This window comes from Actinomadura sp. GC306 (assembly GCF_004348665.1).
Classification (GTDB): Bacteria; Actinomycetota; Actinomycetes; order Streptosporangiales; family Streptosporangiaceae; genus Spirillospora.
Window position 1 is genome coordinate 1 of sequence record NZ_SMKM01000007.1, and the last position, 13,865, is coordinate 13,865.

Below are 13,865 nucleotides of genomic sequence, written 5' to 3' on the forward strand. Positions count from 1 at the left end.
GACGGGGGCGGGCGGCGGGGTCCTGATCCTGCGCGGGGAGGCCGGCATCGGCAAGACCGCGCTGCTCGACCACGCGGAGGCGTGCGCGGCCGGGATGCACGTCCTGCGCGGCGGCGGCATCGAGGCGGAGGCCGAGGTCCCGTTCGCGGCCCTGCATCTGCTGCTCGGCGAGCACGCGGGCCGGCTCGGGGAACTGCCCGTCCCGCAGGCCGCGGCGCTGCGGGCCGCGCTCGGGCTCAGCCGCCCGCGGCCGGAGGACAGGCTGCTGGTCGGCCTGGCGCTGCTGACGCTGCTGTCCGGTCCGCCAGAGCGGGCACCGGTGCGGGGGCCGGTGCTCGTCCTGGTCGACGACGCGCAGTGGCTCGACCGGGAGTCGGCGGACGCGCTGCTGTTCGCCGCCCGCCGAGTGGCCGCCCGCGACGCCGCGTTCCTGTTCGCGGCCCGTGAGGACGCCGCGTGGCCCCGCACGGGCCTTCCCGAACTGCACCTGACCGGCCTCGCCGACGAGGAGGCGCGGCTGCTGCTGGACGAGCGCGCACCGGACACGCCCGCCGCGCGCCGCGACCGCGCGGTGGAGCAGGCGCGCGGCAACCCCCTCGCGCTGCTCGCGTTCGCGGCGGCCGAGTCGGGGCTGCTCGCGCACGTCCCGGCGGAGTTCGCACGGGCCGTCCGCGGCCTGCCGGAGTCCGCGCGGACGCTGCTCGCCGTCGTGGCCGCCGACGACACCGGCGAGCCGGGCGTGGCGGTCCGCGCGGCCGAGAGCCTCGGCGTGCCGTTCGGCGCGCTGGAACCGGCCGAGGACGCCGGGCTGGTCGCCGTCACCCGCACCGCGATCGGCTTCCGGCATCCGCTCGCCCGCGCCGCCGCGTACCAGGGCGTCCCGGTCACCCGGCGGATCGCCGTGCACCGCGCGCTCGCCGCCGCGCACGCGCGGACCGGGGACGCGGGCCCGCGGGTGCGCCACCTGTCCGCCGCCGCCCTCGGGACGGACGAGTCCGTCGCCGCGGAGCTGGAGGCGGCGGCGCACGGCAGCGGCCCGTCCGCCGCGGCCTTCGCCTACGAGCGCGCCGCCCGGCTCGCCGGGGAGCCGGAGGTGCGCGCCCGGCGGCTGGCGGCGGCGGCCGAGGCGGAGCTGGCCGGCGGGCGGCCCGAGCGGGCGCGGGCCCTGGCCGACGAGGCGGCGCGGGCGACGCGCGCGCCCGGTACGCGGGCGCGGGTGGACGTGGTGCGGGCGGGTCTCGAACTGGAGCACGGCGTCCCGGAGACCGCCGGGCGGCTGCTGCTGGAACGGGCCGTGGGCTGCGACGATCCGGAGACCCGTGATCGGCTGGTCCAGGAGGCCGCGTTCCATGCGTGGTCGTGCGGGGACGCGGAGACGGCGGCCCAGGCCGTCGAACGGCACCCCGGCGGGTCGGTCATGGTGCGTGCGTTGTCGGCGCTGCTCGGCGACGACTTCGCGACCGCCCGGAAGGTCCTGGCCGAAGAGCCGGACGGCGTCCCCGACGAGCGGCTGCCGCTGCTCGCCGCCGAGATCGCGCTGCTGGGCGGCGACGACCCGGCCGCCGCCGAGCTGTCCGGGCGGCTCGCCGCGCGCTGCCGCGACGGCGGGCTGCGGGCCCTGCTGCCGCGCGCCCTCGGCGTCCAGGCGTGGGCGCGGCTGTTCCACGGCGCGCACGACGACGCCCGCGCGCTGGCCGACGAGGCGCTGCGGGTCGCGGAGGAGACCGGGCAGCGGCGGCAGGCCGCGGCGCTGCGCGAGATCCAGGCGCGGCAGGCGGCGATGGAGGGCGACGAGGTCCGCTGCCGTGCGCTGTCCGCCGGCGGGCGGGCCGGTACCGCGCTCGGCCTGCTCGCCCTCGGCCTCGGCCGACCGGAGGACGCCTTGGAGCACCTCCAGGACGCGCATCGCGCGCCGGCCGCGCACGCCCCGCCCGCGCTGCTCGCGCTCGCCGACACCGTGGAGGCCGCCGTCGCGGCGGGCCGCCCCGGCGCGGGCGCCGAGCCGATGGCGCGGCTGGAGGCGCTCGCCCGTGCCGCCGCGCGGCCGTGGGCGGACGGGGTCGCCGCGCGCTGCCAGGCGCTGCTGGCCGCCGACGACGCCGAGGCGGACCGGCACTTCACACTGGCGCTCGCCGCCCACCGCGACGGCGGGCGGCCGTTCGAGCGGGCGCGCACCGAGCTGCTGTACGGAGAGTGGCTGCGCCGGTCGCGGCGCCGCGCGCGGGCCAGGTCGCGGCTCGGCGCCGCGCTGGAGGCGTTCGAGCGGCTGGGCGCGGTGCCGTGGGCGGAGCGGGCCCGCGGCGAGCTGCGCGCCGCCGGCCAGGCCGTGCGGCCCTGCGGCCCGCCGGGGCGGCTCACCGCGCAGGAGATGCAGGTGGTGCGGCTGGCGATGACCGGCGCGACCAACCGGCAGATCGCGGCGCGGCTGCGGCTGAGCCACCGCACGGTCGCCTACCACCTCTACAAGGCGTTCCCGAAGCTCGGCGTCGCCTCGCGGGCCGAGCTGCACCGGCACGTCCCGGCCGCCGAGACGGCCGCCGAGACGGGCGCCGAACGCCCCGCGTGACCGCCCCTGACGCCCCGGCCACATAAGTGTTCGGCCCGGTACATCCCTTGATCGGAGGCTCCCGCCGTTTCATCATCCGAGGGGACGGCGTTGGGGGGCCCGTGGACGTGGCGCGATCGGACGGATCCGCTCGCCGGCCGGCGGATTTCGCGGTGCGCGCGGCCGGCCGGGAGGAGGGCTGCCGCACCTGCCGGACCCCGCTGCTCGCCCGGGTGATCACCGGCCTGTACCTCGTGCTGATGCTGCAGACCCGGCTGGTCAAGCAGGCCGAGACCGGGCCGTCCCACATGCTGCTGTCCGCGACCGTCGTCATCACCGGGATCTTCGGCGTGCAGTGGCTCCTCGTCCTGTACGGGCCGCGCTCGCAGCGCCCCCGCCGCTGGGTGATCACGACGCACCTGGCGGTGCAGACCGCGCTGGCCCTGCTGCCACTGGCGGTGTTCGGCACCCACTGGTACCCGGTCGCCGGCGGGTTCCTCGCCGGGGCGATGCTGCTCCTGCTGCGCCCGCCGCTGTCGTGGTTCATGGTCGGGCTCGTCGCCGCCGCCGAGGGCCTGCTGCGGTACTACCAGGGCTGGTCCGCGCAGAACGTGTCGTTCTGCGTAATGGCGACGGTCATGGTCGGGCTGTCGATGTACGCGCTCACCCGGCTGTCGGGGTTCGTCCGGGAGCTGCACGCCACCCGGGAGCGGTTCGCGGCGGCCGCGGCGGCGCGGGAGCGGCTGGAGGCGTCCGGCAGCCTGCGCGCGGTGCTGGGCGCGGCGCTCACCCGGATCGAGGCGGTGAGCCGGCGCGCCCGCGACCGGCTGCCCGCCGACCCCGCCGCCGTCCGCGCCGACCTGGACGAGGTGGCCCGCACCGCGCGCCGCGCCGCGACCGATGTCCGGTCGATCGTCGGCGCCCTGCAGGGCCCCTCCCCCCGACGCGACCGGCCCGGCCGCGTCACGCAGTCGCGGCTGGCATGGACGATCCTCGTGTTCCTCACCGTGGGCTTCGGCTGGCAGCAGGTCGTCTACGTGCACACCGAACCGGGCGGGTCCTGGCGCACGACCGGGGTTGCGGCCGTGGTGGCGGCCGCCATCGGGGCGCTGCAGCTCCGGCACTCCTCGACGGTGCTGCGCGGGACGCGGCCCAGGTTCGGGGCGTGGACGCTGTCCGCGCAGGTCCTGCTGGTCTTCGTGCCGTACGCGCTGCTCGGCCCCGCCTGGGCGACGATGGCGTGCCTGGCCACCGGCTCGGTGCTGCTGGTCTCGCGGGGACCCCGGGCGTGGGTGCTGTTCTCGCTGACCATCGCCATGTGGTGCGTGCCCGCGCTGTGGGCCTCCTACGGCACGCTGTTCTACCTCTACACCGTCGCGATCTCGGTGCAGATCGGCGTGGTCGTGTTCGCCCTCCACCGGCTGCCGCAGCTCGCCCGCGAGGTCGACGTCGCCCGCGAGCGGCTGGCGCGGATGGCGGCGCTGCACGAGCGGCTGCGCATCTCCCGCGACGTCCACGACCTGCTCGGCCTGGGCCTGTCGACGATCACCGTGAAGGCGGAGCTGGCGCGGCGGCTCGTCACCGCCGACCCCGCCCGCGCGGCGGCCGAACTCGACGAGCTCGCCGCGCTCGCCCGGCGGTCGCGGGCGGAGGCCAGCGCCGTCGCCGAGGAGGACAGCGCCCTGTCGCTGCGGGACGAGGCGGTCTCGGCACGCGCCGCGCTGGCCGCCGCGGGCGCCGACGTCCACCTCGACCTGCCGGACGCCGCGGACCTGCCCCCGTCCTCTCCGGTGGACGGCGTGCTGGCGGCCGTCCTGCGCGAATCCGTCACCAACGTCCTGCGGCACGCGCACCCGGAGCACTGCGCCATCACCGTCACCGTCCGCGATGGGATCGTGCGCCTCACGGTGCGCAACGACGGCGTCATCCCCCCGGCGTACACGGGTTCGGCGCCCGGCACCGGCAAGGGACTGGCGAACCTGACCGCGCGGACCCGCGCCCTGGGCGGCCGGCTGTCCGCCGGGACCGACGGGAACGGCGGGTTCGCCCTCGTCGCGGAGATCCCCCTGCACCTGGAGGTCCCGGGGGGCGAAGAGCCCCGTCACATGACGGATTCGCTGCTCCCCTTCCGTGCCTAGCGTCCCTGGCATGACGCAGGACTTCGATCTCCACCGCCGTGCCCGCGTTTCCCCCGTCCCGAGGGGGCCGGCCTCATGAGCGGGAGCGGGCGCGACGGGCTCGCCGGGCGCACCGTCCTGCTGACCGGCGTCACCGGCTTCATCGGGCAGGCGCTGCTGGAGCGGCTGTTGTCCGGGCATCCCGAGACCCGCGTCGTGACGCTGCTGCGGGAGCGGCCCGGCGTCCCCGCGGAGCAGCGACTGGACGAGCTGGTCGCCAAGCCCGTGTTCGCGCCGTGGCGGGAGCGGGTCGGCGAGGACGCGGCCCGCGAGATCGTCCGGGACCGGGTGCGGGTCGTCCCGGCCGACATCACCGAGTCCGTCCCCGAGCTGCCGGACGACGTCGACGCGGTGATCCACGGCGCGTCCATCGTGTCGTTCGACCCGCCGATCGACGAGGCGTTCGCGACGAACGTCGTCGGCACGGTCGACCTGTACGAGGCGGTCCGCCGCGCCGGGGAGCGGTCCGGGCGGACCCCGCACATCGTGCACGTCTCCACCGCCTACGTCGCGGGGTCCCGCAAGGGCATCGTCCCGGAGACGACCCTCGACCACGAGGTCGACTGGCCCACCGAGCTGGAGTACGCCGTCGAGGCGCGCCGGACCGTCGAACGCGACTCGCGGCGCCCCGAGGTCCTCGGGCGGCTGCGCGCCGCCGCGCTCGGCGAGCAGGGCAAGGCCGGCCCGACCGCCGTCGCCGCCGACACCGAGCGCCGCCGCCGCGAGGAGGTCGACGCCCGGCTCACCGACTACGGGCGGGAGCGGGCCCGCAGCCTCGGCTGGCCCGACGTGTACACCTTCACCAAAGCGCTCGGGGAACGCGCCGCCGAGGAGACCGCCCGCGAGCTGCCGCTGTCGATCGTGCGGCCCGCGATCGTGGAGAGCGCGCTGCGGCACCCGTACCCCGGCTGGATCGACGGGTTCAAGATGGCCGACCCGCTGATCCTCGCCTACGGGCAGGGGATGCTGCGCGCCCTCGCCGGCATCCCGGACGGCATCGTCGACATCATCCCGGTCGACATGGTGGTGAACGCGCTGATCGGCGCCGCCGCCCGGGTGCCGGAGCCCGGCGTCCCCGCCTACTACCACGTGGGGTCGGGCGCCCGGAACCCGCTGACGCTGCAGCGGCTCGTCGAACTCGTCCAGGGCTACTTCGCCGAGCATCCGCTGCCCGGCACCGACGGGCGCGGCGCGATCCGGCCCCGCGACGTGACGCTGCTCAGCGACGGCCGCGCCGAGAAGGTGCTCGGCACCGCCGAACGCGCGATGGACCTCGCCGAGCGCGCGCTGCTGATGCTGCCCAGCGGGGAGCGCACCCGCGGCTGGCAGCGCACCCTGCACAAGCAGGGCCGCGAGGTGCGGGCGCTGCGCCGCTTCCGGGACCTGTACGGGGCCTACGGCGCCGCCGAGGTCGTCTACGCCGACACCGCCACCCTCGCGCTCGACCGGGAGCTGCCGGACGGCGCGGGCTGCGACTCGGCGGTCATCGACTGGGACCACTACCTCCGCGAGGTGCACTGCCCCGCCGTGACGGGCGCGTTCCGCCTCGCGCCGCCGCACCGGCCGGAGCCGCGCCCGGCGCTGGCCGTCCGCCCGGCGGCGCCCGCCGTGCGGTTCGAGGAGCGCCGCGACGTCGCGGCCGTGTTCGACCTGGACGGCACGATCGTCGCGTCCGACGTCGTGGAGGCGCACCTGTGGGCGCGGCTGCTGGACGTGCCCGTCCGGTCCTGGCCGGGGACGCTGCTGCCCGTGCTGCGGTCCGCGCCGCGCTACCTGCGCATGGAGCACCGCGACCGCGGCGAGTTCCTGCGCGAGTTCGTCCGCCGCTACGAGGGCGCGAACGAGGCGCGGCTGCGGGCGCTGGCCCGCGAACGGCTCGCGGACGTGCTGCTGCGGCGGGCGTGGCCGCAGGCGATCCGCCGCATCCGGAGCCACCGCGCGGCCGGGCACCGCACCGTTCTGCTCACCGGCACCGTGGACGTCTTCGTGGAGCCGCTGCGGACCCTGTTCGACGACGTGCTGGCGGCGCGGCTCCGCGTCGTCGACGGGCACTTCACCGGGCACTTCGAGCATCCCCCGCTGATCGGGGAGGCCCGCGCGGCGTGGCTGCGCGCCTGGGCCCGCGAGGAGGGCGTCGACCTGGCCGGGAGCTGGGCGTACGGGGACCACTACTCGGACCGTCCCGTCCTGGAGCAGGTCGGCAACCCGGTCGCCGTCAACCCGGACCCGCGCCTGTACCGGCACGCCAAACGGGAGCGCTGGACGATCGCGGACTGGGACGGCGACACCGGAGCCGTGGCCACCCTCCTCGACACCGCTCTGGAGGAGGCCCGATGATCCTGGCGCTGGAGTACCACCGCTCGCCCGCCCGCTACCTCGCCGCGGCGCGGCTGCCCGGCCGGCTCCGCCCGGCGGCCGTGCCCTCGCTGGCGCCGCTGCGGCTGTCGCACCGGCAGCCGCCCGGCCCGCCGGGACCCGGCTGGGTGCGGCTGCGGACCGTCCTGTCCGGCATCTGCGGGTCGGACCTGGCGATGGCGGCCGGGAAGGTGTCGCCCTACCTGGGGCCGCTCACGTCGATGCCGTTCGTGCCGGGCCACGAGGTGCTCGCCGAGCTGCTGGACGACGCCGAAGACATGCCGGCGGGCACGCGGGTCGTCCTCGATCCGGTGCTGCCGTGCCGGGCGCGCGGCACCGGCCCGTGCCCGTCCTGCGCGGACGGCCACGAGAACAGGTGCGACCACGTCAACGCGGGCCGGATCTCCTCGGGGCTGCAGACCGGGTTCTGCGCCGACACGGGCGGCGGCTGGTCGGAGCGGCTGGTCGCGCACCGCAGCCAGCTGCACCGGGTGCCGGAGTCGCTGCCGTCCGAGCGGGCCGTGCTCGCCGAGCCGCTCGCGTGCGCGGTGCGGTCGGTGCGCCGCATCGACGTCCCGCGCGGCACGACGATCGTCGTGGTCGGCGCCGGGACGGTCGGGCTGCTGACCGTCCTCGCGCTGCGCGAGCTGACCGCCGCCGGGCCGATCATCGTCATCGCCCGGCACGCCGGGCAGCGGCGGCGCGCCCGCGCGCTCGGCGCGACCGAGACCATCGACCCGTCGGCGGCGCTGCGCGGGCTGCGCCGCGTCACCGGCGGCTCGCTGGTGCGTCCCGAGCTCGGCCCCGGCTACCTGCTCGGCGGCGCCGACATCGTCGTCGACTGCACCGGCGGGGAGGGGCTCGACACCGCGCTGCGCATCGTCCGGGCGGGCGGGACGGTGCTGCTGTCGGGAATGCCGTCCAAGCCGACCGACCTGACGCCCGCCTGGTACCGGGAGCTGAACGTCGTCGGCTCCTACGCCAGCCGCGGCGCGGACGACTTCCGGGCCGCGCTCGACCTGGCCTCGCACGACGCGCTCGACGGGTTCGTCGACAGCGTCTACCCGCTCACCCGCTGGCGGGACGCGCTGTCGCACGCGCTGTCCGCCGGCCGCTCGGGCAGCGTCAAGATCGCGTTCGCCCCGCAGAACGGCGGCCCGCCCGCGCCGCACGGCGCGGCGTCCGCCGGCGCCGACGGCCCCGACCGTCTCGATCGCGAAGGAGCTTTTTGATGAGCAGACCGGGACTCGTGCTGGAGGTGGACGAGCGGACGCCGCCGATCCTGGTGCACGAGGGAGAGGGGTTCCGGCTGGAGCGCTTCCCCCTCGGCACCCGGGTGATCTACCCGCCGGACTCGCTGCCCGGCCTGCGCGACCTCACCGGCCGGATCCGCGAGGCGCTGCTGAACCCGCTCGGCAGCGAGCCGCTGCCGGAGCTGCTGCGCCCGGGGATGCGGCTGACGATCGTGTTCGACGACCTGTCGCTGCCGCTGCCGCCGATGCGGGCGCCCGACGTCCGGCAGCGGGTGATCGAGCAGGTCCTGGAGCTGGCGGCGGCGGCCGGGGTGGACGACGTCGAGCTGATCGCCGGGAACGCGCTGCACCGCCGGATGACGCCCGCGGAGATCAAGCACATCGTCGGCGAGCGCGTGTTCAACTCGTTCTGGCCGGACCGGCTCCGCAACCACGACGCCGAGGACCGCGACGACCTGAAGTCCCTCGGGCAGACCCGGCACGGCGAGGAGGTCGAGATCAACCGCCGGGCCGCCGAGAGCGACCTCATCGTCTACGTGAACATCAACCTGGTGGCGATGAACGGCGGCGCGAAGTCCGTCGCGGTGGGGCTGGCGTCGTACAAGAGCCTGCGGCACCACCACAACGTCCACACGCTGCGGCACTCCCGCTCGTTCAACGACCCGCCGAACTCGGCGATGCACCACTCCTACGACCGGATGCACGAGCTGCTGTCGGAGTCGGTGCGCGTCTTCCACATCGAGTGCACCCTCAACAACGACCAGTTCCCGTCGCCGTTCGAGTTCCTGAACAAGCGCGAGTGGGAGTGGACGCTGAAGGACCAGGCGAAGTTCCTGGCCGCCAAGCGCGCCAACGACCTCGCCCCGGCGGGTGCGCGGCACCGGGTGTGGCAGGGGATGCGGGCGCCGTACGGGGTGACGGGCGTGCACGCGGGCGCCACCGACGAGGTCCACGAGCGGACCCTCGCGGCCGTCCACCGGCAGCAGCTGACCGAGGTGCACGGCCAGTCGGACGTGCTGATGCTGGGCCTGCCGTACCTGTGCCCCTACAACGTCAACTCGGTGATGAACCCGATCCTCGTGTTCAGCCTGGGGCTCGGCTACTACTTCAACATGTACCGGAACAAGCCGCTCGTCCGGGAGGGCGGCGCCCTGATCATGTACCACCCGATGAGGTCGGAGTTCCACCCGCTGCACCACCCCTCCTACATCGACTTCTACGAGGAGGTGCTGACGCAGACGACGGACCCGGCGACCATCGAGACGAAGTACGAGGAGCAGTACGCCACCGACCCCTGGTACGTCCACCTGTACCGGAACTCCTACGCCTACCACGGCGTCCACCCGTTCTACATGTGGTACTGGGGCGCGCACGCGCTGTCCCACCTGGGCGACGTCATCTGCGTCGGCGCGGACCGCAAGGTCGCGTCCCGGCTCGGGTTCCGCGCGGCGAGCACCCTCGCCGACGCCCTGGAGATGGCGGGCGAGACGGTCGGCCGCAGCCCCAGCCTCGCCTACCTGCACACCCCGCCGATGACGCTGGCGGACGTCCGATGAGCGGGGGGCGGATGAAGCTGGCCGAGGAGATCCGGCTGCTGCGGCGCGGGCGCGACTGGCGCGGCCGGGCGCCGGCGCCGCGGTCGGCGCAGCCCTGGACGGAGGGCCCGCGCGCGCGGCCGTTCCCCACCGAGTGGGCGCGGACGCCCCTCGCCGCGGCGACCCGGACGGTCGCGTTCGACGGCATCCTGCGCACGGTCACCTGGAGCCAGACGCGACCCGAGGTCCACGGCCTCGACCTGCTGGAGGGCGTGCAGGGCCCGGTCGTGTTCGTCGCCAACCACGCCAGCCACCTCGACACGCCGCTGATCCTCGGCTCGATGCCGGCCGCGGTGCGCCGGCGGGTCGCGGTCGCCGCGGCCGCGGACTACTTCTTCGACGCCCGCTGGCGCGCGGTCGCGACCGCGCTGACCTTCAACGCGTTCCCGATCGAGCGGCGCGGCGTCGAACGCTCCCTGGACCTCGCGGCCGAGCTGATCGAGGACGGGTGGAGTCTGCTCCTCTACCCGGAGGGCACCCGCTCGCCGGACGGCTGGGCGCGCCGGTTCCGGATGGGCGCGGCGCTGCTGTGCCGCGAGCACGGGATCCCGGCCGTCCCGCTGGTGCTGCGCGGCACGTACCAGGCGATGCCGCGCGGCGGGTTCTGGCCGAAGCCCGGCCGTCCCGTCGTGTCGGTGCGCTACGGCCGCCCGATCGCCTGCGAGCCGGACGAGTCCACGGGCGCGTTCAACGGGCGGCTGGAGGACGAGGTCGGCCGCCTGTGGGTCGAGCACGACGAGGGCTGGTGGGCGTCGCTGCACGCGCCGGACCGCCGCCGCACCCCGCGCGGCCCGGAGGCGGCGGAGTGGCGCCGCAAATGGGAGGCGACCCGCCCCCAACCCCCCTCAGAGCGCCACCACCGAATCTGGCGCCGCCGCTGACCACTCCGTTGACTTGCGGCGTGTTGTTGTTATGGGACGCCGGATAACAACAACACGCCGCAAGTGAACGGTGGTTCAGCGGGGGGTGGGGGTCTCGCCCAGGACTACCTGGGTCACGTTCGGGAAGTCGCCGAAGATCTTCGTGCCGGCGCCGTAGCCGTTGGACGTGACGGTCATCGTCGGCATGGGGCCGAAGCCGTCCGCCAGCGCTACCAGCAGCGCAGTGCCCGTGGGGGTGGCCATCTCGGCGTCGATGTCGTGGCCCCGCATCGGCGCGCGGGCGCGGGCCAGCAGCTCCACGACCGCCGGGCCCGGGTTCGGGATCAGGCCGTGCCGGCACCGGATGAACCCGTGCCCGACTGGGATCGGCGCGGCCCGTACCTCGTCCACACCGAGGGTCTCCAGCGCGGCGCACGACCCGACGATGTCGACGATCGCGTCGTGGCCGCCGACCTCGTGGAAGTGGACGTCCGCGGGGGGCGTGCCGTGCACGGCGCCTTCGGCCTCGGCGAGCGACCGGAACACGGCGAGGGCCCGGTCGCGCACGCGGCCCGGCAGGGGCGCGGAGCCGACGAGATCCTCGATGACGGCGTGGGTGCGGGAGACCGCGTCGTCCTCGACGCCGACGATCGCGCGGGTCGCCGCGATGCCGCGCCGCATGACCCGCTCGGTGTCCAGGGACCAGCCGGGGACGCCGAGGCCCTTGAGCATGGCGCGGACCTCGCCGAGGTCGGCGCCCGCGTCCAGCAGGGCGCCGAGGGCCATGTCGCCGGCGACCCCGGCGAAGCAGTTGACGTAGGCGATGCGCTTCATGCGAGCAGCCTCCAGGCGAGTACCGCGGCCCCGAGGCCGTCGTCGATTCCGGTGGCGGCGAGGCCCGGCGCACCGGAGGTGAGCAGCGCCGCCAGCGCGGCGAGGCCGCCGTCCGCGCTGCCGTAGCCGACGCTCGTCGGCACCGCCACCACGGGGCGGGACGTCAGCCTGGCCACGGCGGACGGCAGCGCACCGTCCATGCCCGCCACGACGATGAGGAGCCGCGCCTCGTCCAGGTCGTCCCGCACCGCGAGGAGGCGGTGCAGGCCCGCCACCCCGACGTCGGCGGTCAGCGTCGCCGGGAGGCCGAGCGCGGTCGCCGCGGCCTTCGCCTCCTCCGCCACCGGCAGGTCGGCCGTGCCTGCGGAGACGATCGCGACCGGCCGCGGCACCCATGAGCAGGGCCGGGGCCGCGGGCGGGTCAGCACCACGAGCCCGGACCGCGGGTGGTGGACGGCGTCGGGTGCGGCCTCGCGGGCCGCCTCGTACTGCTCCCGCGAAGCACGCCGGAGGAACGCGGCCTCCGCGTCGCGGGCGAGCAGGTCCTTGACGCATTCGCGCACCCGGTCCAGGTCGAGGCCGCCGGCGTCGGCGTAGGCGATCGGGTGGTTCACACGGCCCCCCGCGTGTTGACGAGGTGGGCGGCGTATCCGGCGCCGTACCCGTTGTCGATGTTGACCACGACGACTCCCGGTGAGCACGCGTTCAGCGCGGACAGCAGGGCGGCCTTGCCGGGCAGGTGCCCGCCCGCTGAGGTCGGCAGGGCGATGACCATGCGGTCCACCAGCCCGGACACCAGCGTCGGCAGTGCGCCGCCGGTCCCGTCCGCGACGACGAACACCGCCGGGCCGTCCTGCTCGCCGAGCCAGCCCGGCAGCGCGGCGGGGTCGTGTACGGGCGCGTCGTACCGGCGCACGACGCGGCTGCCCATCGCCTCGGCGACCAGCGCCGCCTCCTCGGCGGCGGGCTCGTCGGCGGGCCGGCCGCAGACGACCTCGACGCGTCCGGTGCCGCGCCGCGCGACCGGAGCCAGGACGGCCAGCCGCGCCCGCTCGTGTACGACCGCCCCCGGGAAGGCCGTGCGCAGTGCGTGCAGGGTCTCGTCCGGCGCGCGGGTCGCCAGCACGTTGACGGCGCCCGCGCCGGTCAGGCTCTCCGCGATCGCGACGACCTCCGCGGTCGTCTTGCCCTCGCAGAACACCGCCTCCGGATGCCCGCGGCGCCGCCCCCGGCCGATGTCGACGCGGGCGAACCCCAGCTCGGCGACGGCGTCCGGCGCGGTCACGAGGCGGCCGCCCGCAGGCGGGGCAGGCCGAGGACGGCGTTGTGGCTGCCCTGCCGGTACGGCTCCAGGTCAAGGGTCACGTAGCGGAAGCCGGCGTCCTTGAGCAGGGCGGCGATCTCCGGGGCCCGCTCGGCGACGCGTCCGATGTCGGCCGCCTCCACCTCGATGCGGGCGAGGTCGCCGCCCTGGTCGCGGACGCGGAACCGGCCGCCGAACCCGGCGCGGCGCAGCGCGTCCTCGGCGTCCTCGACGCGGCGCAGGGCCGCTCGGGTGACCGGTACCCCGTACGCGAGGCGCGACGACAGGCACGCCGAAGCGGGTTTGTCGGACGTCGGCAAACCCAGCACGCGGGCGGCGTCCCGGACGTCGGCCTTGCTCAGCCCCGCGTCCACCATCGGGAACCGGGCGCCCATCCGGCGGGCGGCGCTCTGCCCGGGACGGTGGTCCCCGAGGTCGTCGGTGTTCACGCCGAGCAGGACCGGCCAGTCCCCCGCCTCCGCCGCGACCGCCGACAGCACCGAGACGAGCGCCTCCTTGCAGAACCGGCACCGGTCGGCGCCGTTGGCCGCGTACCGCTCGTCGTCCAGCTCGGCGGTCGTCACCACGCGGTGCCGCATCCCCAGCCGGGCCGCCTGGGCGCGGGCGTCCGCCAGCTCCGACCGGGCCAGCGACGGCGAGTCGGCCGTGACGGCGAGGGCGCGGTCGCCGAGCTCCCGGTGGGCCAGGTAGGCGAGCAGCGAGCTGTCCACCCCGCCCGAGTAGGCGACGACGGCGCCCGGCAGCGCGGCCAGCGACCTGCGCAGGGCGGAGATGTCGGGCGTGTCCGGCGGCCGCGGAACGGGCCTGTCGGCCATGGGGCATCTCCTTCGGCGTAGTCCTCCGGGAGCGACGCTAGGTGCGTGAGGGGAACGCCGAATCCGTCATCCGACGGGCGGCCTGCGGGGAACGCGGCACGGCGCCC

General features: G+C 76.1%; 10 protein-coding genes. 6 read left to right on the top strand and 4 right to left on the bottom strand.

Going from position 1 to position 13,865, the window contains the following annotated elements; genetic code table 11:
* The 6 genes from E1200_RS02010 to E1200_RS02035 form a co-directional block, all read left to right on the top strand.
* A partial coding sequence (locus tag E1200_RS02010; protein ID WP_131950020.1) for a LuxR family transcriptional regulator occupies positions 1–2,566 on the top strand: 2,566 nt, incomplete at its 5' end.
* 152 nt (positions 2,567–2,718) lie between these two features.
* Positions 2,719–4,683, top strand: coding sequence for a histidine kinase (locus E1200_RS02015; RefSeq protein WP_131950021.1), 1,965 nt, complete (start codon positions 2,719–2,721; stop codon positions 4,681–4,683).
* A 75-nt stretch (positions 4,684–4,758) separates the two neighbouring features.
* Positions 4,759–7,059 carry an HAD-IB family hydrolase gene (locus E1200_RS02020; RefSeq protein ID WP_131950022.1) on the top strand — a complete coding sequence of 767 codons (2,301 nt, stop codon included), beginning with the start codon at positions 4,759–4,761 and terminating at the stop codon, positions 7,057–7,059.
* Positions 7,056–8,309 carry a zinc-binding dehydrogenase gene (locus E1200_RS02025; protein WP_131950023.1) on the top strand — a complete coding sequence of 418 codons (1,254 nt, stop codon included), beginning with the start codon at positions 7,056–7,058 and terminating at the stop codon, positions 8,307–8,309. Before E1200_RS02020 ends, E1200_RS02025 begins: the two co-directional genes overlap by 4 nt.
* Positions 8,309–9,886 (top strand): lactate racemase domain-containing protein, encoded by a 1,578-nt coding sequence (locus tag E1200_RS02030; protein ID WP_207933084.1) that lies wholly within the window; start codon positions 8,309–8,311, stop codon positions 9,884–9,886. The genes E1200_RS02025 and E1200_RS02030 overlap by 1 nt, the downstream gene beginning before the upstream one ends.
* Positions 9,883–10,806: a lysophospholipid acyltransferase family protein gene (locus E1200_RS02035; protein WP_131950024.1), complete on the top strand. Its 924-nt coding sequence runs from the start codon at positions 9,883–9,885 to the stop codon at positions 10,804–10,806. Before E1200_RS02030 ends, E1200_RS02035 begins: the two co-directional genes overlap by 4 nt.
* 75 nt (positions 10,807–10,881) lie before the next feature.
* On the opposite strand, the gene E1200_RS02040 is transcribed toward E1200_RS02035, so the two are convergent.
* From E1200_RS02040 to larE, 4 genes are read right to left on the bottom strand one after another with little or no spacing between them, the layout of a single operon-like run.
* Positions 10,882–11,619 carry a LarC family nickel insertion protein gene (locus tag E1200_RS02040; protein WP_131950025.1) on the bottom strand — a complete coding sequence of 246 codons (738 nt, stop codon included), beginning with the start codon at positions 11,617–11,619 and terminating at the stop codon, positions 10,882–10,884.
* The gene (gene larB, locus E1200_RS02045; RefSeq protein ID WP_207933092.1) at positions 11,616–12,233 is read right to left on the bottom strand and encodes a nickel pincer cofactor biosynthesis protein LarB; all 618 of its coding nucleotides are present in this window, start codon (positions 12,231–12,233) and stop codon (positions 11,616–11,618) included. The genes E1200_RS02040 and larB overlap by 4 nt, the downstream gene beginning before the upstream one ends.
* A complete protein-coding gene (locus E1200_RS02050; RefSeq protein WP_131950027.1) occupies positions 12,230–12,904 on the bottom strand; it encodes an AIR carboxylase family protein in 675 nt (224 codons plus the stop codon). The genes larB and E1200_RS02050 overlap by 4 nt, the downstream gene beginning before the upstream one ends.
* Complete coding sequence (gene larE / locus E1200_RS02055) at positions 12,901–13,758, bottom strand: ATP-dependent sacrificial sulfur transferase LarE (protein ID WP_131950028.1); 858 nt, start codon at positions 13,756–13,758, stop codon at positions 12,901–12,903. Before larE ends, E1200_RS02050 begins: the two co-directional genes overlap by 4 nt.
* Positions 13,759–13,865: the final 107 nt, after the last annotated feature.